The following is a 15,702-nucleotide window of genomic DNA, read 5'->3' on the forward strand; positions in this document are numbered from 1 at the left end:
GTTATCTGTTTTTATCTTTATGAATTTTATAAAGCCGTTATTATTGTTCTAAAGTATCACAGTGATATTCTTTCTTCTCTTTTTTTGTTGGTGGCTGTGTGCTCATTCCTTTGTTTTTTTCCTGCAACATCTGCCCAATCAATAAACTTCTTTCTTTAGAAATAGCCTGTTGTTTTTCAGCATCTTTTTCAAGATCAAAATACACTACACCTTCAATCATTGTTTTTTCGACTTTAGCATAAATAGACAACGGATTTTCGCTCCATAATACAACGTCAGCATCTTTACCTACTTTTACACTTCCTACTTTATCGTCAATGTGTAATAATTTCGCAGGGTTTAAGGTTACAAATTTCCACGCTTCTTCTTCAGAGATGTTTCCGTATTTCACCGCTTTTGCAGCTTCCTGATTCAATCTTCTTGACATTTCGGCATCATCTGAATTGTAAGCAACCACTAATCCCTGATTGTGCATAATTGGTCCGTTAAACGGAATCGCATCGTTTACTTCAAATTTGTAAGCCCACCAGTCAGAGAATGTAGATGCTCCAACACCGTGTTCTTTCATCTTATCAGCCACTTTATACCCTTCCAGAATGTGCGTGAAAGTATTCACTTTGAAATTGAATTTCTCCGTAACATTCATCAACATTAAGATCTCAGATTCTACGTAAGAGTGACAGGTAATAAAGCGCTCTTTGTTTAAAATTTCAGCGATTGTTTGCATTTCTAAATCAACTCTTGGTGCTTTTCCTTTTTTAGAACCTGCGTTGAATTTTTTCCAGCTTTCATCGTATTCTTTTGCACGTTGGAAATAATCAGTAAAAACTTGTTCAACACCCATTCTGGTTTGTGGAAAACGGGTAGGATTATCAATTCCCCAATTCGCTTGTTTTACATTTTCTCCCAAAGCAAATTTGATAAACTTTGGCTGGTTTTTGTACAACATTTCCTCTGGTGCAGCACCCCATTTCCATTTTACAATGGCAGAACGTCCCCCGATTGGGTTTGCTGATCCGTGCAACAATTGCGAAGTGGTTACACCTCCCGCTAAGTCTCTGTAGATATTAATGTCTTCAGAGTTTACAACATCCTGAATCGTAACTTCGGCAGTCGAGTTATGTCCCATTTCGTTCACCCCTTTTGAAATGGCGATGTGGGAGTGTTCGTCAATAATTCCGCTCGTAATATGTTTACCTTTAGCATCAATTACTGTAGCAGAAGCATCTGAAAGATTTTTACCTACAGCAGCAATTTTTCCGTTTTTAATTAAAACGTCAGTTTCAGTTAAAATACCTTCTTTTTCGTTGGTCCAAACCGTAGCATTTTTGAATAGTAAAGTTTGAGCAGTTAGTCTTTTTGAGTCACCAAAAGCAATATTTGGATACGTTGTCGGGATAATCGGATTTAGTTTTTCAACTTTAGTCGAATCTTTTACAGCGACAAAAGGGCTGGTTTTTGTAGCAGTCCAGAACAATTCCGTTCCGTTTCCTAAAACCGCTTTTCCGGATAAGTTTTCCGGTTTCTCGATCAATCCGGTCAAACGTGAAAAATTAGATTTGATTGAATCGGTTGGTTTAATTAAAAGAGAGATCCAGTTTTTAGAAACAGTAAAAGTACTGCTCACTTTCTTTGCATCTGCGGTTGTAATTTCAGATTTAGGAGCATCAACTGTTCCTTCGATTTTCCATTTGTAGGTATCTGTTCCAACCTTTAAGTCGTAGTTACCACGGATGTCTTTTGCGTTAACATCGTTTACAACGTATTTAGTTCCTTGTACCCAGTTTTCATATAAAACCGTTTTTTCATCAAAAATTTCACCTGAAGTAATGATGAAGTTGGCAAAAGCTCCTGTTTTCAAACTTCCTACTTCATTACTTTTTCCTAAAATAGCTGCAGGAACTGTGGTTAGAGCTTCTAAAGCTTTTGTTTTATCGAAACCATATTTAATGGCTTTTAGTAAATTAGTTTTAAAATCTTCAGTCTTTTTTAATTTGTCCGTTGTTAAAGCAAAAACAACTCCATTATCCGAAAGAACTTTTAAGTTGGTTGGCGCCTGATTCCAGAAACGCATATCGGCCAATTCGATTTGATTGGACAAATAAGGATTAGAAACATCATACGCCTCAGGGAAACTGATTGGGATGATGTACTTGGCATTGGTACTTTTAATTTCTTCAATTCTTTCAAACTCATTTCCGCTTCCTTTCAGAACATAGTTTAATCCAAATTCTTTGGCAATTTTCGCTGCTCTTAAACTGTTTAATTTGTCTTCTGTAGCAAAAATCTGAACCAGTTTTTCGTTATCAGCTAAGGCTTCTAATGATAAATCTTTAGTTTCTGAATTTCCTTTTTTGTACCAGTCTAAGTCCAGGTACATTTGGCGTAACAAAGCCGTCATACCCATTAACGAACTTGGGTAAGCCTGATTCGTCAGAGCACTTCTTGTAAAAGCAAAATGATTGGTTACTTTATTGGCAATAATTTGTTTGCTGTTTTCGGTGTTGTTTAACGCTACTAAAATTCCGGTTCCCTGAGCAACTCCGTCAGCAATATGGGTTCCTACTACTCCAAAACCGGCTTTTAGTAGTTCCTCAGCTTTCGGTTGATCGTATTTAAAAGTTTCATAAGTATTTACTTCAGGACGAACGCTTTCGTTCCAGTAGTAACCTACTTTTTTTGTATCGTATAACGGGCTGCGATCACGTCCACGTCCGGCAGGGGCTTTAGGTTTTTCAACCCCAAAGCTGGTGTAGATATCAATAAACGAAGGATAAATAGTTTTTCCTGTAAGATCAATGGCAACACTATTTTTAGGAATGGTGATGTTGTTTCCAACACCAACCACTTTGCCATCCTGAACGAGTAAAGTTCCTTTTTCGATTTTTTGTGTCGGGGTTACATAAATCGTGGCATTGGTAAAAACAGTGTAATTGTTGTTTTTGTTGTGGACACTTTCATTAACGGGAAAGTAATCTTGAGCATACGTTTTTGTTAAAAAAACACTCAAAAACAGTAGTAGTAGTTTTCTTTTCATGGATAATTAATAAAATTTTCATTAAAAATAGGAAATATTAATATTTGAGCAAGTTTTAATGAAAATTAATTTTTTATATTCCACGTTAAATACCAAAAACGATTTAGTAATTCTTCTGATTTTGATGTTTTACACCGTTTTTGGAATGCTGTTTTTAAGGATCTCTTTTTTATTTTAAGATCTTCTCATATCGATTCTTTATCCCTTCCAGATAGGGAGCTTTAATTTCTGTGGCAAGCTCTACTGCTTTTTTTAAGACCGCTGTTGCAGTATCTTTTTTCCCGTTTTGTTCCAAAAGATCACCATATTTTAAGAAGGCTATCGGAGATTTTGGATGCAATTCTGCATTGCTTTTTAAAATTGATTCTGCAATAAATGGTTTTGTAGGCGTATAATCAGACGAAAGGTTAGTAATATCCTCTTCTGTAAACCAATCAGATTCAATTAGTTTTTTTATAATGGTTTGAATTTGCTGATCCATTTTTACTAAATCAGCTGCGTGTAATGGTTTTGTTTGCTGGTCAACCGTAGATTGCAATTCCAAATAGAGTTTTTTGGATTCGGCTGCAATTTTACTTCGGTAGTCCTCTGCTGCTTTTTTTGCCAATTCTATGGTTTTGTCGTAAGCCAGTTCCTGGGTTGTTTTGTACTCAGGGATTACACCAATTCCTTCCCAGTTTGTTTTAGTGATTGGATTTATTGCAGTTCCGGTAGGAATGAATATTTCCAAAAGAGGGTTAAGTTCAAGAATTTCACCAGGATTTGCTCCGCCACCCGTAACTTCGCCAACTAAGGTTGCTCTTTTTTGTGTTTGCATGTTATAACTGAATTCTTCTGCACCCGAAAAACTTCTGGCACCTGTGATAATAAATAAGGGAACATCGATTCTTTTTTTGCCGTTAACTTCTGTAACTCTGAATTCTTCCGTAAAGTTGTCTTTTCTAAAGTATAAGGTATTGAGCAATAGAGGTTCTTTAAAAAAATAACTACACAGGTACTGCACGGTTTTAGGACTTCCACCTCCGTTAGTTCTTAAATCAATAACAATGGCGTCCGTTTTAGAAAGCAATTGCATATATGAATCAATAGTGGGGTTAGTTTCGTGTATGAAATATTTAAAATTGAGGTAACCGATATTACCGTCAAGTATCTTAACCTCTCTGAAACCATCGGCGAGTTTGCGATTGTCAGTTAAATGATGAAGATAAATTTCATAGGAGTCTTTAGCTGCATTTGGGTTGTTATCCGGAACAAATTTAGGCTTGACTCTAAGATGTTTGTCGTTGTTGATGAGGCGGATTTCTTTCGTTAAAGCTACAGCGAAAGAATCCAGTAGATCGTATTTTTTGAATTTATTTTCTTTGTAACTTTTTTTTAAATGAGCTGCGATCAGTTTTGCCTGATCCGGAAATATGTACTCCTTTTGAATGAGGGAATCCATTTTTAGGATAGTTTCTTTTTTGAATTTTTCTGTTATTTTCTTTTGCTGACCATTGGCGCTTGGGAGAATCAGGCAAGTGAGCACGAATAAAAAAACGAGTTTGTTGTTAAAAATAAAAATCTGTTGTAACGATGGTTTAGTGAGATATTTCATAATGTTTAGGATTTTTATTTATAACGCTAATTTAGGGTTTTATGATAAATGCTGATGAAAATATTTACAGATGTGTTGTTTTGTCATTTTTTGTTAACCAGGAATTAAAATTATTTGAGACTTTAGTAATGATCAATTTGAGATGGTAGAATTGAATTAAAAAGGAAGTAGAAGGGAAAGATTTTTTATTTGTAATAAAAAACCTACTTTTGTGTTTTTGTTTGATTTAAAGCCTTTTTAGGAATAAGGATTATGTTAGTAAAAGTTTACGGAAGCGCCGTTTTTGGAGTAGAAGCAACAACGATTACGGTTGAAGTTCATATGGATAATGGGATTGGTTATCATTTAGTGGGATTGCCGGATAATGCCATAAAGGAAAGCAGTTATCGAATTGCCGCTGCGCTTAAGAACAATGGATTAAATTTTCCGGGTAAGAAAATAACCATAAATATGGCACCGGCTGATTTACGAAAGGAAGGTTCCGCATACGATTTAACTTTGGCGATGGGGATTTTGGTGGCTTCAGATCAGGTAAAAGCACCGGAGATTGAAAGATACATTATCATGGGAGAACTTTCTTTAGACGGTAGTTTACAGCCTATTCGGGGAGCATTACCGATCGCAATCAAAGCAAAAGAAGAAGGTTATAAAGGTTTTTTTCTGCCCATTCAGAATGTCAAAGAAGCCGCAATAGTGACTGGATTAGACGTTTATGGAGTTCAGAATCTTCAGGATGTTATTGATTTTTTTAATGGAAAAGGAACACTTGAGCCTACAATTATTGATACCAAAGCTGAATTTTATAAAAGCTTAGATTTCCCGGAATTTGACTTTTCAGATGTGCGCGGACAGGAAAGCATAAAACGTTGTATGGAAATTGCGGCTGCCGGAGGTCATAACATCATTTTAATTGGTCCGCCCGGCGCGGGCAAAACGATGCTGGCAAAACGTGTTCCGAGTATTTTACCGCCAATGACTTTGCGTGAAGCTCTTGAAACGACAAAAATTCACAGTGTTGCCGGAAAGTTGAAAGAAGTTGGATTAATGAACCAAAGGCCCTTCAGAAGTCCCCATCATACGATTTCTAATGTTGCCTTGGTTGGAGGAGGAAGTTATCCTCAGCCCGGAGAAATTTCGATGGCTCATAATGGTGTTTTGTTTTTAGACGAACTACCGGAGTTCAAACGTGATGTTCTTGAAGTGATGCGCCAGCCGCTGGAAGACCGGGAAGTTACTATTTCAAGGGCTAAATTTACCGTAACTTACCCTTCCTCGTTTATGCTGGTGGCGAGTATGAATCCGAGTCCGAGTGGTTTTTTTAATGATCCTGCTGTGCCTAATACATCTTCACCGCACGAGATGCAGCGTTATTTAAGTAAAATATCAGGACCTTTGTTAGACCGGATTGACATTCATATCGAAGTCACACCGGTTCCTTTTGAAAAACTGGCCGATGATCGAAAAGCCGAGAGCAGTGTTGAAATCCGTAAACGGGTTACTGCCGCTCGGGAATTTCAGACCAAACGTTTCGAAACAATTGAAAATGTACATTACAATGCACAAATGAGCAGTAAACTTATTCGGGAATTTTGTATTCTTGACGATCCGTCGAAAGAATTGCTGAAAACCGCTATGGAACGATTGAATCTGTCAGCAAGAGCCTACGACAGAATTCTAAAAGTTGCCCGAACAATCAGTGATTTGGATCATTCCGAAAATATTATTTCGTCTCATATCGCCGAAGCCATTCAATACAGAAGTTTGGATCGCGAGGGGTGGCTGGGATAATTATCTTAGATTTGAAATGTCTGAAAACAAAAGAAGAAGAAAAAATTGCTGTAAATTTTACGATTTGAACTTACTCAAATTTTAAACTTGAGCTTTTTGACATTAGGTAGGAGGTGAGTTTTTTAATTTTTCCTTTTTCCATTTCAAAAACATCGCAGAAAACAGCATCCAGTTTATTGCCGTTTTTCATATTTCCCTGTACGGCACCTTCAGCAATTACAATGTCATTTTCTTCAATTAGTTTTATGATTTGGATCGTGGGACTACCGGTAAAATTATCGTTTTCAATTTCTTTGTCAAAAGCTTCTTTTCCTACATGTTGATAAATTCCGGGCATTTCCCAAATCACATCATCAGTAAGGCAATCTAAAATTCGTTTATGATCGCTTACCATAAAAGCTTCCATATATTCGGTTACGGTTTGTTTATTTACTGTCATAATGATTGCGGAATTTTTAAACTTTATAAAATTAAAGTATTTATTGTAAACTTTTAATGCTTAATTGGTATGTATTGAAAATTACAGGCTTATTTTAAGCCACCATTTTATTGTACTTATTTTGTCAAGTTCTAACTCTGACAAACTCTGATCTTCAATTTTAGACAAGGAATTTTTCACAGTTTCAATACCATAATTATCTTTTAGCCAAAAGGGGAGTTCTTCGACACTTTTATTCCAATTTTTTAAAATTCTCTTCAGAATTATTTCAGAGTCTATCGTTGTTTTTGGTTGAAGCGATTTTAGAATTAAGCCCGCGTATTTTTGGTCTGTATAAATAGTTTGATCCCTGTCTTCATTTTCAAGAATTAAGATGACACCTTCAATAATTATTTCATCATTAACTTTTGGTAAAAGTTGAATAAATTGGCGGACTCGTAAATCTCCAATTTGGTTGATAAGATCAATCGATTTTAACAATTCGTTTTTAAAGTCTTCCGCTGTTGTTGGAAATTTCATTTTTTTTTTTTTAAATGGTCTGATGAAAAGAGCAAAGATGAATATATGCTTATTGTTTTTTAAAAACATTCCAAAAGCTGATTTTTCGTCTCGTTACAAAACCTAGTTTTTCATATAAGCTAATGGCACCAATATTATTTTCGACAACATGTAAAAAAGGAGTTTTATTTTCGTCCAAGATGTTATTGACAACATGCGAAATCAATTGTTTGGCATAGCCTTTCCCGGTGTGATCGGGATGCGTGATAATAGCACTCACTTCTGTAAAGTCATTCATTTTCATACGTTCGCCTGCGACAGCTATTAATTGGGCTTCTTTAAATATTCCATAATAATTGCCCAATAAAGGAGTTTTGGTTTTAAAATATCCCGGTTGTACCAAATTAACCAGTTGTAATAATTCGGCATTATGACTTTCGGTAAGTCTGAGAATTTCAGTACCAATCGCAAGTTGAATTTTGTCCTGAACAATCATTTGCAGACAAATCAATTCTTTGACGATTGTCAAAGAATCGTCTATTTCAGGTTTTTCACCCACTATAAAAAAAGAATCCGTTAACAACGCATATTGCTTTGTGGCCGTTAAAGTGCTTTCCGGTACTATAAAACCTCCAAACGGACAATAATCCGGATTGTAAAATTTAGTACCATCATAATCAAGGGCAAATGTGGAATGTTTTTCGAATAATGCATGCCAAACCGGATTATCTAGTTTATGGTCTTCTTTATTTGTCATTATTTAAAAAATAATTTTTTGGGATCGTACTATATTCGGTTTTTATTCTTTCTCTTTTATAGGATAGAAAAAACGAAATGAGTTCGATGCTGCCGGGTGCAAAATCGTACCGTGATTTTCAAGCGGGAAATAATCGAAATATACTCTTATGTTTTTACTTTTTGAAGCTTTAATTTTTTCGGTTAGTAAATTAGCATCGACTTCCATAACTCTTGGAATTTCGGTTGGTGTAAGTCCTTCTTTACCCACTGCAATATAAATGTCTGTTTGCGGACTGAAATTTTCCTGAAAAATAGGGCTGTCGAGATTTAGTATAGAACCATTATTCCACCAAATGCTTGGGCTTACAATAACATATTTATTAAAAAGTGTCGGTTTTTTTAGTAGAATTTCTGTTCCAAGTAATCCTCCCAATGATTGCCCCATAAGGGTTTTAGAAGTATTGGCTTTGTATTTTTTTTCGATAAATGGCTGCAATTCTTTTTCGATAAAAGCAATAAATTTATCAGAATGACCGGAAGTTGGAAACCTTTTTTGGTCTTTTTCAATAGTGGTCGGGAATGTAAAGTCTCTTCTTCTGTCGACAGTTGCGATTCCCACGACAATGGATTTAGGAACCTGATTGATCCATTCAAAACTATTAAACTGTACCAGACCGGCGATATGAATAAAATCTTCATCGGCTGAACCGTCCAATAAATAAATGACCGGATATTTTGTTGCCTCTTCGGCTTTGTAACCTTCCGGAAGATAAATATTGAGAATTCTTTTTTCTCCTAATTCTTTCGATTGAATTTCATCAATAACTCCTAATACAAATGGCTTTGCAGTTTCTGTTGGTTTGGCTTTATTGGTTTGGCAAAAGATAAAAGAGGTAGAAAAGAATAAAAAGGCAAGGATAAATAATTTGTTCATTGTGGTGGTATTTAGTGGCAATAGGGTAAAATATTATGATGTGAAACAGGAAAAATATATAGAACTAAAATACAAATTTTTGACATTCTAAAATCTTAATTAAGACGAAAAAAACTCAAAAATCGTCTATAAAATAAATCCCTTTCATCAAATAATGAAAGGGATTTAATAAGTATTTAATGCTATTGAGTTATTTTAGAAAAAGGAATAGCCTAGTATGACAGATGCCGTAGTGAATGAAGAGTTCCAGGCAATGTAATCTTTTAGAATAGTTCTGCCAAGTTGGTATCTTAATTCTATACTGTACTTGTCGCGTAATTTTCCGCCAATTCCTAATACTGCACTATTTCCGGATTTAACATCCAAAGTATTAATTTTAGATCCATCTTTTCTGGTGAATTCTATTTTCGAGTTTAGACCAAAATCAAATAGTAATGATAATGAAGCATTCGCAAAGATTTTAAAATCATTATTAACAAAGAAGTAATGTCTGATTCCTATAGGCAGCTCTATTGATTTATAATCTACTTTTGCGTTTACTTCGGAACCTGCCAAATTCGAGGTTGATTTTGACTTTTCGCCACTATAGTACTGGTATGAAGGTTCTGCAATTATAGCCCATTTATTTTTATTAAAAGGTAAAATAAACTCTGCTTCGACACCCAGACTAAGACTTGTCTTAGAACCAAATTTAACATTGTAAAAATCTATATTCGAATTGTTAATCGATAACGAACTGCTATTTAATCTTGGTCTAATGGTCAAATTAAACAAATCCTTTTTTTCTTTTGTTTCAAATTCGACAAAATGAGTATCGCTGCACTTGTTATATTTGATGAAAAATTTGAAGAGCTGCTTGTAAGTGTAATCCAGATTTTCGTATTCTCTCTGAAGGATATTATCGCATTTTAGATCAATAAAAAGCTGTTCTCTGAAGTAATTGTTTTTCGCAATCGAAGAGTTTTCATTTACCAGATAAGTTTTGTAAATAAGCTGTTTTATTTCTGAATTATCTATCTTATAAAAGAAACGGCTTGAGTTTCCTTCCCCGTAGGAGTAAAGTGATGCCTTTCCTTCAACATGCACTTTTAAGAAGAGCGTTTCTTCTTTTAAATCCGGATTTTTATCCGTACTCATATTTTCTATGTATCTTGAGGAGCGGTCTATTTTTACTAAGGTTTTGATGTATTTACTTTGTCCTGTGATTGCAAATTCTTTTACAATTTTTAAGTCAGCAATAAGAATGTCTTTACTTTCAGGTAGTTGATATCTAAAATTGGTTGGAGTATTTTTCCAATCCAGATTTTCAATTAAGCAATTTATTTTTTGATTGTTTTGATTGATGAAGTAACCGTTTTCAAAAGTTATTTGCGAATAGGTGTTTAAAGTTAATATAAAGGCTAATACAAGTAATAAGAATTGTTTTTTCATTAAAATTTTGGGCTGTTATTTAGGGTTGTTTTTTTGAAGAGATCTTTTTTTGACAGCAAATATAATGTACAGAACAGTTATTGCATTACGTGAAACCGTAATACAATTGATTATCGTTTGGAAGAATGTGAGAGTGATTGTTTACAGATTGTAAGTATACGCATTAAAATTAAAATGAGTAAAGTATTTTTTCGGTCCAAATTAATACCCAAAAAAATGAATAGTTAAGTGTAAATTACTTCACTTCCGTTCCTTCAAACTTTATTCTGCTATCATTTACGTGAACCAATTCGTCAAGTTCGTAGATATTTTTATAGCCATACCCATAAAGGTTAATATGTGTAGGAATGTTGAGAGCCAGCATAACAGGTTTTCTGTTGGCTAAAATCTGAGACTCGGGAGTATTTTTAGGAAGAGCCATTTTTGAAGCGAAATCTATCGGGTCGCCATTAAAATTGTTATTACAGTAAATCAGTATCCTGGTGTTAGGATCCGGAATTAATTGATGAAGATTTTCCTGTGTAAAATCGGTAAAATCGAGATGAATAGCCCCTTTTAAGTGTTTTCGGTTGTAACGAAAATCAGAGCGTGTGTCCAAAATAACAGTATTCTCTTCATGACTCATTTTAAGAAAAAGATCGAGATTCACTAAATGATTTGCTCTGGCTTTTTCGACTTCGGTAACGAGGTTTTTAAAATCATCGTAATCGACTAATGCTTTAGGATATTGTTGTTGCTCTGTCATTGCGGTAGAAGTTTTGGCTGTTTGTGATTGTGTAACACAGCCTGTGAAACAAAATGATACTAAAAATAGAAGGGTTATCTTTTTCATTTGAAATGAGGTTTATAGTTCAATATGTTTATCAGCCGGGCTCTACCGCTTTTAATAAAGTGTTAGATTTATCTCCTGAATTTGTTTCTGACAATAATATCTTTTAATCTCTCTTTTAAGTCTTCTCCTGTGTCAAAAACCATTTGTTCATTGTTCGGGAAAGGAACAGCACGTTTATTGAAGTAGTTGATATAACTGTCTTCACAGGCACTTCTGTCTCCTTTGTAGGTTGAGTAAATATTCTCAAAAATAAACTCACTGCTTACCGGAAAAGATTGTAGTAATTGATTGGTTTTTAAATCGACATAATCCACTTTTGCTGTGATCTGGCAGGATTTAAATTGTCTGAATTCGTATACGTTTGCACGGAGCATTCTGTAATTGTCTACTTTTATTTCTCTGCCCAGACTGTCTTTAACCGGTCTTCCTCTGCTGTCCAGAAGTGTTTTGACACCGTCTTTTATCTGTCGTTCTTTAATGAATTCCTTCTCTTTGATTTGCTCTGGTGAAATATTGATTTGCACGAAGTTTACAATCAGACTATAATCGTAAACGATGCCTTTTTGTCTTAGACTGTGGTAAACCGTCCATTTGTCATTTAATCCATAGGTTTTAAAATCGAGTAAGTCATCCTGAAGCGGTTTCGGAATGACCATATTGGTTTCGTTTTTGGCATAAACATCTACAAAATCGGTTCCTTTAAACTGTGCATCTTCCATCAGTTTTTTAGTGTTTTTGTAGTTTGGGCTAATGCTTTCCAAATAAGAAAAATCATCGTAGGCTTTTCTAAAATCCAGTTTGTTATTTGATTTTAAAAGGGCAGAAGCATTTTCATATAAATATCTCGTCAATGCAATTTTACTGCTTATGATCTGATTGCTGTAATTATCAAACTGGAATGTAGCGGTTCTTCCTTGTTTCAAGAGTTGCAGAGGCAATAAAGGTCTGATTTTTTCCTGACGATTGTTCAACTGCATGTAGGTATTGTAAGTGCGTTCGGCATTTACCGGATTTGCTTCTTTGATCATTAATTCCAGGCTACGCAAATCTCTGTCTTTGGCCTTTGCGAAAGCCTCTTCCAGCAAATACACGTAATCTTGTTTTCCTTTAGAATCTTTTTTCGTTCGTAAAGCTTCGACCGCACGGTCTATCGCTCCATCGTAATTTCCATCGCTGAGCATGGATTGGGTAGTTTTTACACCACAGGATGACAGTGCTAAAAATAATATTAAAAATAGAAGCGTAATTTTTTGCATGATATTTTTTAATTGAAGGTGTAAATATATCTTTTTTAACTTTCAACAACTATGCCTTTTTTAAAATTATTTTGTAGAGTAGATAAGGGTGCAGCTAAGCCATATTTAGGTGCTTAAGCAGTATTATTCTGTTAACAGTTTTTTGATCAAGACAATTTGGCCTAAATGATAATAACTGTGTTCGATCATGGCTTCGATATTTCTTTTGTAGGTTCCGTATTTTTCGTTGACAAAGATCTGATCCAGTTTTTCGTTGGGCATTTCTTCTACAAAAGAGGCAAATTCCTCAGCAGAATTCCAGAATTTAGTTAGAAAAGCCTGCCATTCTCCCTGCGAATGAATAGGAGCGAAGTCAAAGCTGAATTTGTCTTTTATATCCAGTGATCCCCCTTTAAAAACACTATTTATTCCACTAATATAATAGTGAACATGCTGCGCCAAAAGTGAAATAGTATTAATGTTTTTGACAGGAGTTACAGCAATTTTCCAATCCAGATTTTGCAGCTGGTCTTTATAATTGGTGTTGGCAATCCAAGTTCCGTTTAAAATGACTTCTCTAAAACGATTGGTAATTTCTGCTGTACTTTTCATATTCAAAGTAGTTTGAATGTTATCGTTTTACTTATTATACTCAATAGTTCTTATTTTTAAATCGCTCGGCTCTCCATTTAATGATGTCTTTCTTTCAATCCAGTTGTTGTACTTATCGTATTTATATTCATAAGTGTAAATAGATGTATGAAAAGGTTTGCCATCAGTAAACATTTGAGTTTTTTGCGAAATAAGATCACCAAAATTATTGTATGTGCTTTGTACTCTTTTATCTGTCACTCCATTATTATCAATTTCGGCTTCATCCTCAATTTGATTTCGAGTATTATATTTAAAGACAATAGATCTTTTTGAGATATCTTTATTGTAGACTTTAATTGTTGCTATTTTATCATTTTTGTAAAATTTTCTTTCAATATAATCGTCAGTCTCTCGTCTGTAAATAAGATTTCCTTCGGCATCATATTCTTTTGTGCTTTTCTCGGTGGCATTTTTTTCTACATAATTTAATAGAAAATTATAATCTAAATTTTCTACAAGCAGATTTTCTGTTCGAGCATAACTATAATTAAAAATGTTTTTTTCTTCATTATTAATTTTTTGAATAGAATAGATCTCAATGCTATTTATGCCTTTATTATACTTTATTTCTAGTATATTTTTATCTTTATATAAATAGTCAACATTTACTCGTGGCTTACCTGCAGCTTGTTCCAGATTTTCTATCTTAAGAAGTCGATTATCTTGAAAAACAAAGTCTGTGACTTGTATGCCATTGTTATATTTTGTGTAATTATTATTTTTTCTATTTTTCTCTGAGTAGTTGGTTATAATTTTTAAAAGTTTGCCTTTTTCAATTTGATGTTGAAAACCATGCCCCAAATCCTGATTGTTTTCAAATTCTATAGAACCTACAAGAGTATCATTCTTAAATATATTTGCTGAGTATAAAGAATCTTCTGTTATGCCGATGAAACTTACATATTTATGAACTTTTCCTTTAGAAAAATACATTTTCATATGAGACGAATTTGTCTTGTTGAATTTTTTATAATAGTAATGTAATGTATTTTGAAGAATTGTGTTTACATTATCTTTGTTTTTGAGACTTTGAGTTTGCTCTTCAATAAGCATTATATAATCATTAGTCAATCGTCTTAGTACGTCATCGTAAATAGGATATTCAGGAAACTTTACTTTCTGAGCTATAATGGGCATTGTAAAAAGAAAGAAGAGAAAAATTAGGGTTTTCTTCATTTTGATTTGGAAGTTTTTGTTTATAGTGAGCTTGATTTAAAATTGGTTATTGTTTTTAAATAACATTGTCGTTCTATTCCTGCTGAATCCACTCGTATTTTCCATCTTTAAGATAGATAATGCCGCCTCCGCAGCTTTCTTCGGCATGAATAAATATTCCGTCATTTGGCAATTTGATTTTATCCTCTTCTTTTATTTCGTCATCGCCCAAAATTTCTCCCTGATCGTTTACATTGTTCCAAACAACTTCCCCTTTTGGGGCTTTTTCGAATATTCCGGCCCAGTCGATTTCTTCAAAACCCTGATAGAGAATAGTATTTCCCATTCCGAAATAATCTGTTCGGTTTCCGTTTCCGAAAATGATTCGTAAACCGCTTTTATCACTTTTTGTACTTCTTACAATTTCAACCTTTTCATTTTTTCCGTCACCGTCAAGATCGCATACGATTTTATTTGTTTTGTGTTTGGTCGAAATCACAATAGTATCGGAGCTATTTTGTGTTTCTTTTTTCTCAGTGGTTTGAACGTGATCTTTCGCTTTTGTTGGCGTTGTTGTAATTTCGGTTTTTGTTTCTTTTTTACAAGAGATGAAAATAAAGGCTGAGAGAAGTAAAAGTTTGAATTTCATGTTTTTAGATGATGATTTTGGTATCGTTTGAAGTTGCCAAAATATAAATATTTGGGCACAGTATTGTAAAAGTGTTGTTTGCAGCAATTTTAATTGCGATAGATATCAGTTGGGTGAAATTTGAAAAAATGAATTTAACACATAGAAACATAGATTTTGGTTGTAATAAAGAGAGCCGCACTAAGAAATATATTTCTTTCACATAGAATGAGATATGTGCATTTAAATGAAGTGAAACGTCTTTTTTATAGAAAATACATTGCCTAGGTTACTATGTGTTAAAATGAATTACAGCCAATAGGTTTTATTTAGTTTTCTATTATTTTCTAATTTTCACCTGATATACAATTTCCCAAAAGAGGATTGATAGAATAGCATTGGTGAATATGGCCGTTTTAACTAAATAGGGATCGTATTTGGTAAGCAGATGTAAGTTGGCGAACTGTACGGCCAAAAATAGAGACAAAGCGGCAATTGCAACAGAGCAGATCACATTCAGTAGAGGTTTCCACTTTAAACCTAAGAAAGAATAAATAATGTTCAAAATAGCAAAACCACAACCCAAAGTAATATAGGGATCTGTTCCTAATTTCTCCCCCAATTGCAGTAAAAGAGAAGTTGAGGTAAGATATAAAAAGAAAAGGATTGCATAAAAGAGGATTCGTGTTTGAATTTTCATTTTGATGTTTTTTGATGTTTTTTGGGAATAAAAAGGAGT

At 34.1% G+C, this 15,702-nt stretch carries 14 protein-coding genes; 1 reads left to right on the forward strand and 13 read right to left on the reverse strand.

Annotated elements, in window-relative coordinates:
- Positions 1-40: 40 nt before the first annotated feature.
- The gene (locus LNQ34_RS14535) at positions 41-3,037 is read right to left on the reverse strand and encodes an amidohydrolase family protein (protein ID WP_230000257.1); all 2,997 of its coding nucleotides are present in this window, start codon (positions 3,035-3,037) and stop codon (positions 41-43) included.
- A 169-nt stretch (positions 3,038-3,206) separates the two neighbouring features.
- Positions 3,207-4,631 carry a S41 family peptidase gene (locus LNQ34_RS14540; RefSeq protein ID WP_230000258.1) on the reverse strand — a complete coding sequence of 475 codons (1,425 nt, stop codon included), beginning with the start codon at positions 4,629-4,631 and terminating at the stop codon, positions 3,207-3,209.
- 252 nt (positions 4,632-4,883) lie between these two features.
- Here LNQ34_RS14540 and LNQ34_RS14545 point away from each other — a divergent pair, with 252 nt between their 5' ends.
- Positions 4,884-6,419, forward strand: coding sequence for a YifB family Mg chelatase-like AAA ATPase (locus LNQ34_RS14545; protein WP_230000259.1), 1,536 nt, complete (start codon positions 4,884-4,886; stop codon positions 6,417-6,419).
- A 70-nt stretch (positions 6,420-6,489) separates the two neighbouring features.
- Here LNQ34_RS14545 and LNQ34_RS14550 read toward each other — a convergent pair whose 3' ends face one another.
- From LNQ34_RS14550 to LNQ34_RS14600, 11 genes are all read right to left on the reverse strand, one after another.
- Positions 6,490-6,858 carry a nuclear transport factor 2 family protein gene (locus tag LNQ34_RS14550; RefSeq protein ID WP_202701915.1) on the reverse strand — a complete coding sequence of 123 codons (369 nt, stop codon included), beginning with the start codon at positions 6,856-6,858 and terminating at the stop codon, positions 6,490-6,492.
- 81 nt (positions 6,859-6,939) lie between these two features.
- Complete coding sequence (locus tag LNQ34_RS14555; RefSeq protein WP_230000260.1) at positions 6,940-7,377, reverse strand: hypothetical protein; 438 nt, start codon at positions 7,375-7,377, stop codon at positions 6,940-6,942.
- A 49-nt stretch (positions 7,378-7,426) separates the two neighbouring features.
- Positions 7,427-8,113: a GNAT family N-acetyltransferase gene (locus tag LNQ34_RS14560; protein WP_230000261.1), complete on the reverse strand. Its 687-nt coding sequence runs from the start codon at positions 8,111-8,113 to the stop codon at positions 7,427-7,429.
- A 42-nt stretch (positions 8,114-8,155) separates the two neighbouring features.
- Entirely contained in the window at positions 8,156-9,028 is an 873-nt protein-coding gene (locus LNQ34_RS14565; protein ID WP_230000262.1) for an alpha/beta hydrolase, read from the reverse strand.
- A 195-nt stretch (positions 9,029-9,223) separates the two neighbouring features.
- Positions 9,224-10,459, reverse strand: a complete 1,236-nt coding sequence (locus LNQ34_RS14570; RefSeq protein ID WP_202701919.1) for an outer membrane beta-barrel protein — start codon at positions 10,457-10,459, stop codon at positions 9,224-9,226.
- 235 nt (positions 10,460-10,694) lie between these two features.
- Positions 10,695-11,291 (reverse strand): rhodanese-like domain-containing protein, encoded by a 597-nt coding sequence (locus tag LNQ34_RS14575; protein WP_230000263.1) that lies wholly within the window; start codon positions 11,289-11,291, stop codon positions 10,695-10,697.
- Between the two features lie 68 nt (positions 11,292-11,359).
- Positions 11,360-12,547 (reverse strand): hypothetical protein, encoded by a 1,188-nt coding sequence (locus LNQ34_RS14580; protein WP_202701921.1) that lies wholly within the window; start codon positions 12,545-12,547, stop codon positions 11,360-11,362.
- A gap of 123 nt (positions 12,548-12,670) precedes the next feature.
- Complete coding sequence (locus tag LNQ34_RS14585; RefSeq protein WP_202701922.1) at positions 12,671-13,138, reverse strand: DUF1572 family protein; 468 nt, start codon at positions 13,136-13,138, stop codon at positions 12,671-12,673.
- A 27-nt stretch (positions 13,139-13,165) separates the two neighbouring features.
- Complete coding sequence (locus tag LNQ34_RS14590; protein WP_202701923.1) at positions 13,166-14,356, reverse strand: hypothetical protein; 1,191 nt, start codon at positions 14,354-14,356, stop codon at positions 13,166-13,168.
- 73 nt (positions 14,357-14,429) lie between these two features.
- Positions 14,430-14,984 (reverse strand): hypothetical protein, encoded by a 555-nt coding sequence (locus LNQ34_RS14595; protein ID WP_202701924.1) that lies wholly within the window; start codon positions 14,982-14,984, stop codon positions 14,430-14,432.
- Between the two features lie 319 nt (positions 14,985-15,303).
- Positions 15,304-15,663 carry a hypothetical protein gene (locus tag LNQ34_RS14600; RefSeq protein WP_230000264.1) on the reverse strand — a complete coding sequence of 120 codons (360 nt, stop codon included), beginning with the start codon at positions 15,661-15,663 and terminating at the stop codon, positions 15,304-15,306.
- Positions 15,664-15,702: the final 39 nt, after the last annotated feature.

This window comes from Flavobacterium lipolyticum, assembly GCF_020905335.1.
Classification (GTDB): domain Bacteria; phylum Bacteroidota; class Bacteroidia; order Flavobacteriales; family Flavobacteriaceae; genus Flavobacterium; species Flavobacterium lipolyticum.

Coding starts and splice junctions, on each gene's coding strand:
- LNQ34_RS14535 (WP_230000257.1), bottom strand. CDS start 3,037: ATGAAAAGAAAACTACTACTACTGTTTTTGAGTGTTTTTTTAACAAAA.
- LNQ34_RS14540 (WP_230000258.1), bottom strand. CDS start 4,631: ATGAAATATCTCACTAAACCATCGTTACAACAGATTTTTATTTTTAAC.
- LNQ34_RS14545 (WP_230000259.1), top strand. CDS start 4,884: ATGTTAGTAAAAGTTTACGGAAGCGCCGTTTTTGGAGTAGAAGCAACA.
- LNQ34_RS14550 (WP_202701915.1), bottom strand. CDS start 6,858: ATGACAGTAAATAAACAAACCGTAACCGAATATATGGAAGCTTTTATG.
- LNQ34_RS14555 (WP_230000260.1), bottom strand. CDS start 7,377: ATGAAATTTCCAACAACAGCGGAAGACTTTAAAAACGAATTGTTAAAA.
- LNQ34_RS14560 (WP_230000261.1), bottom strand. CDS start 8,113: ATGACAAATAAAGAAGACCATAAACTAGATAATCCGGTTTGGCATGCA.
- LNQ34_RS14565 (WP_230000262.1), bottom strand. CDS start 9,028: ATGAACAAATTATTTATCCTTGCCTTTTTATTCTTTTCTACCTCTTTT.
- LNQ34_RS14570 (WP_202701919.1), bottom strand. CDS start 10,459: ATGAAAAAACAATTCTTATTACTTGTATTAGCCTTTATATTAACTTTA.
- LNQ34_RS14575 (WP_230000263.1), bottom strand. CDS start 11,291: ATGAAAAAGATAACCCTTCTATTTTTAGTATCATTTTGTTTCACAGGC.
- LNQ34_RS14580 (WP_202701921.1), bottom strand. CDS start 12,547: ATGCAAAAAATTACGCTTCTATTTTTAATATTATTTTTAGCACTGTCA.
- LNQ34_RS14585 (WP_202701922.1), bottom strand. CDS start 13,138: ATGAAAAGTACAGCAGAAATTACCAATCGTTTTAGAGAAGTCATTTTA.
- LNQ34_RS14590 (WP_202701923.1), bottom strand. CDS start 14,356: ATGAAGAAAACCCTAATTTTTCTCTTCTTTCTTTTTACAATGCCCATT.
- LNQ34_RS14595 (WP_202701924.1), bottom strand. CDS start 14,984: ATGAAATTCAAACTTTTACTTCTCTCAGCCTTTATTTTCATCTCTTGT.
- LNQ34_RS14600 (WP_230000264.1), bottom strand. CDS start 15,663: ATGAAAATTCAAACACGAATCCTCTTTTATGCAATCCTTTTCTTTTTA.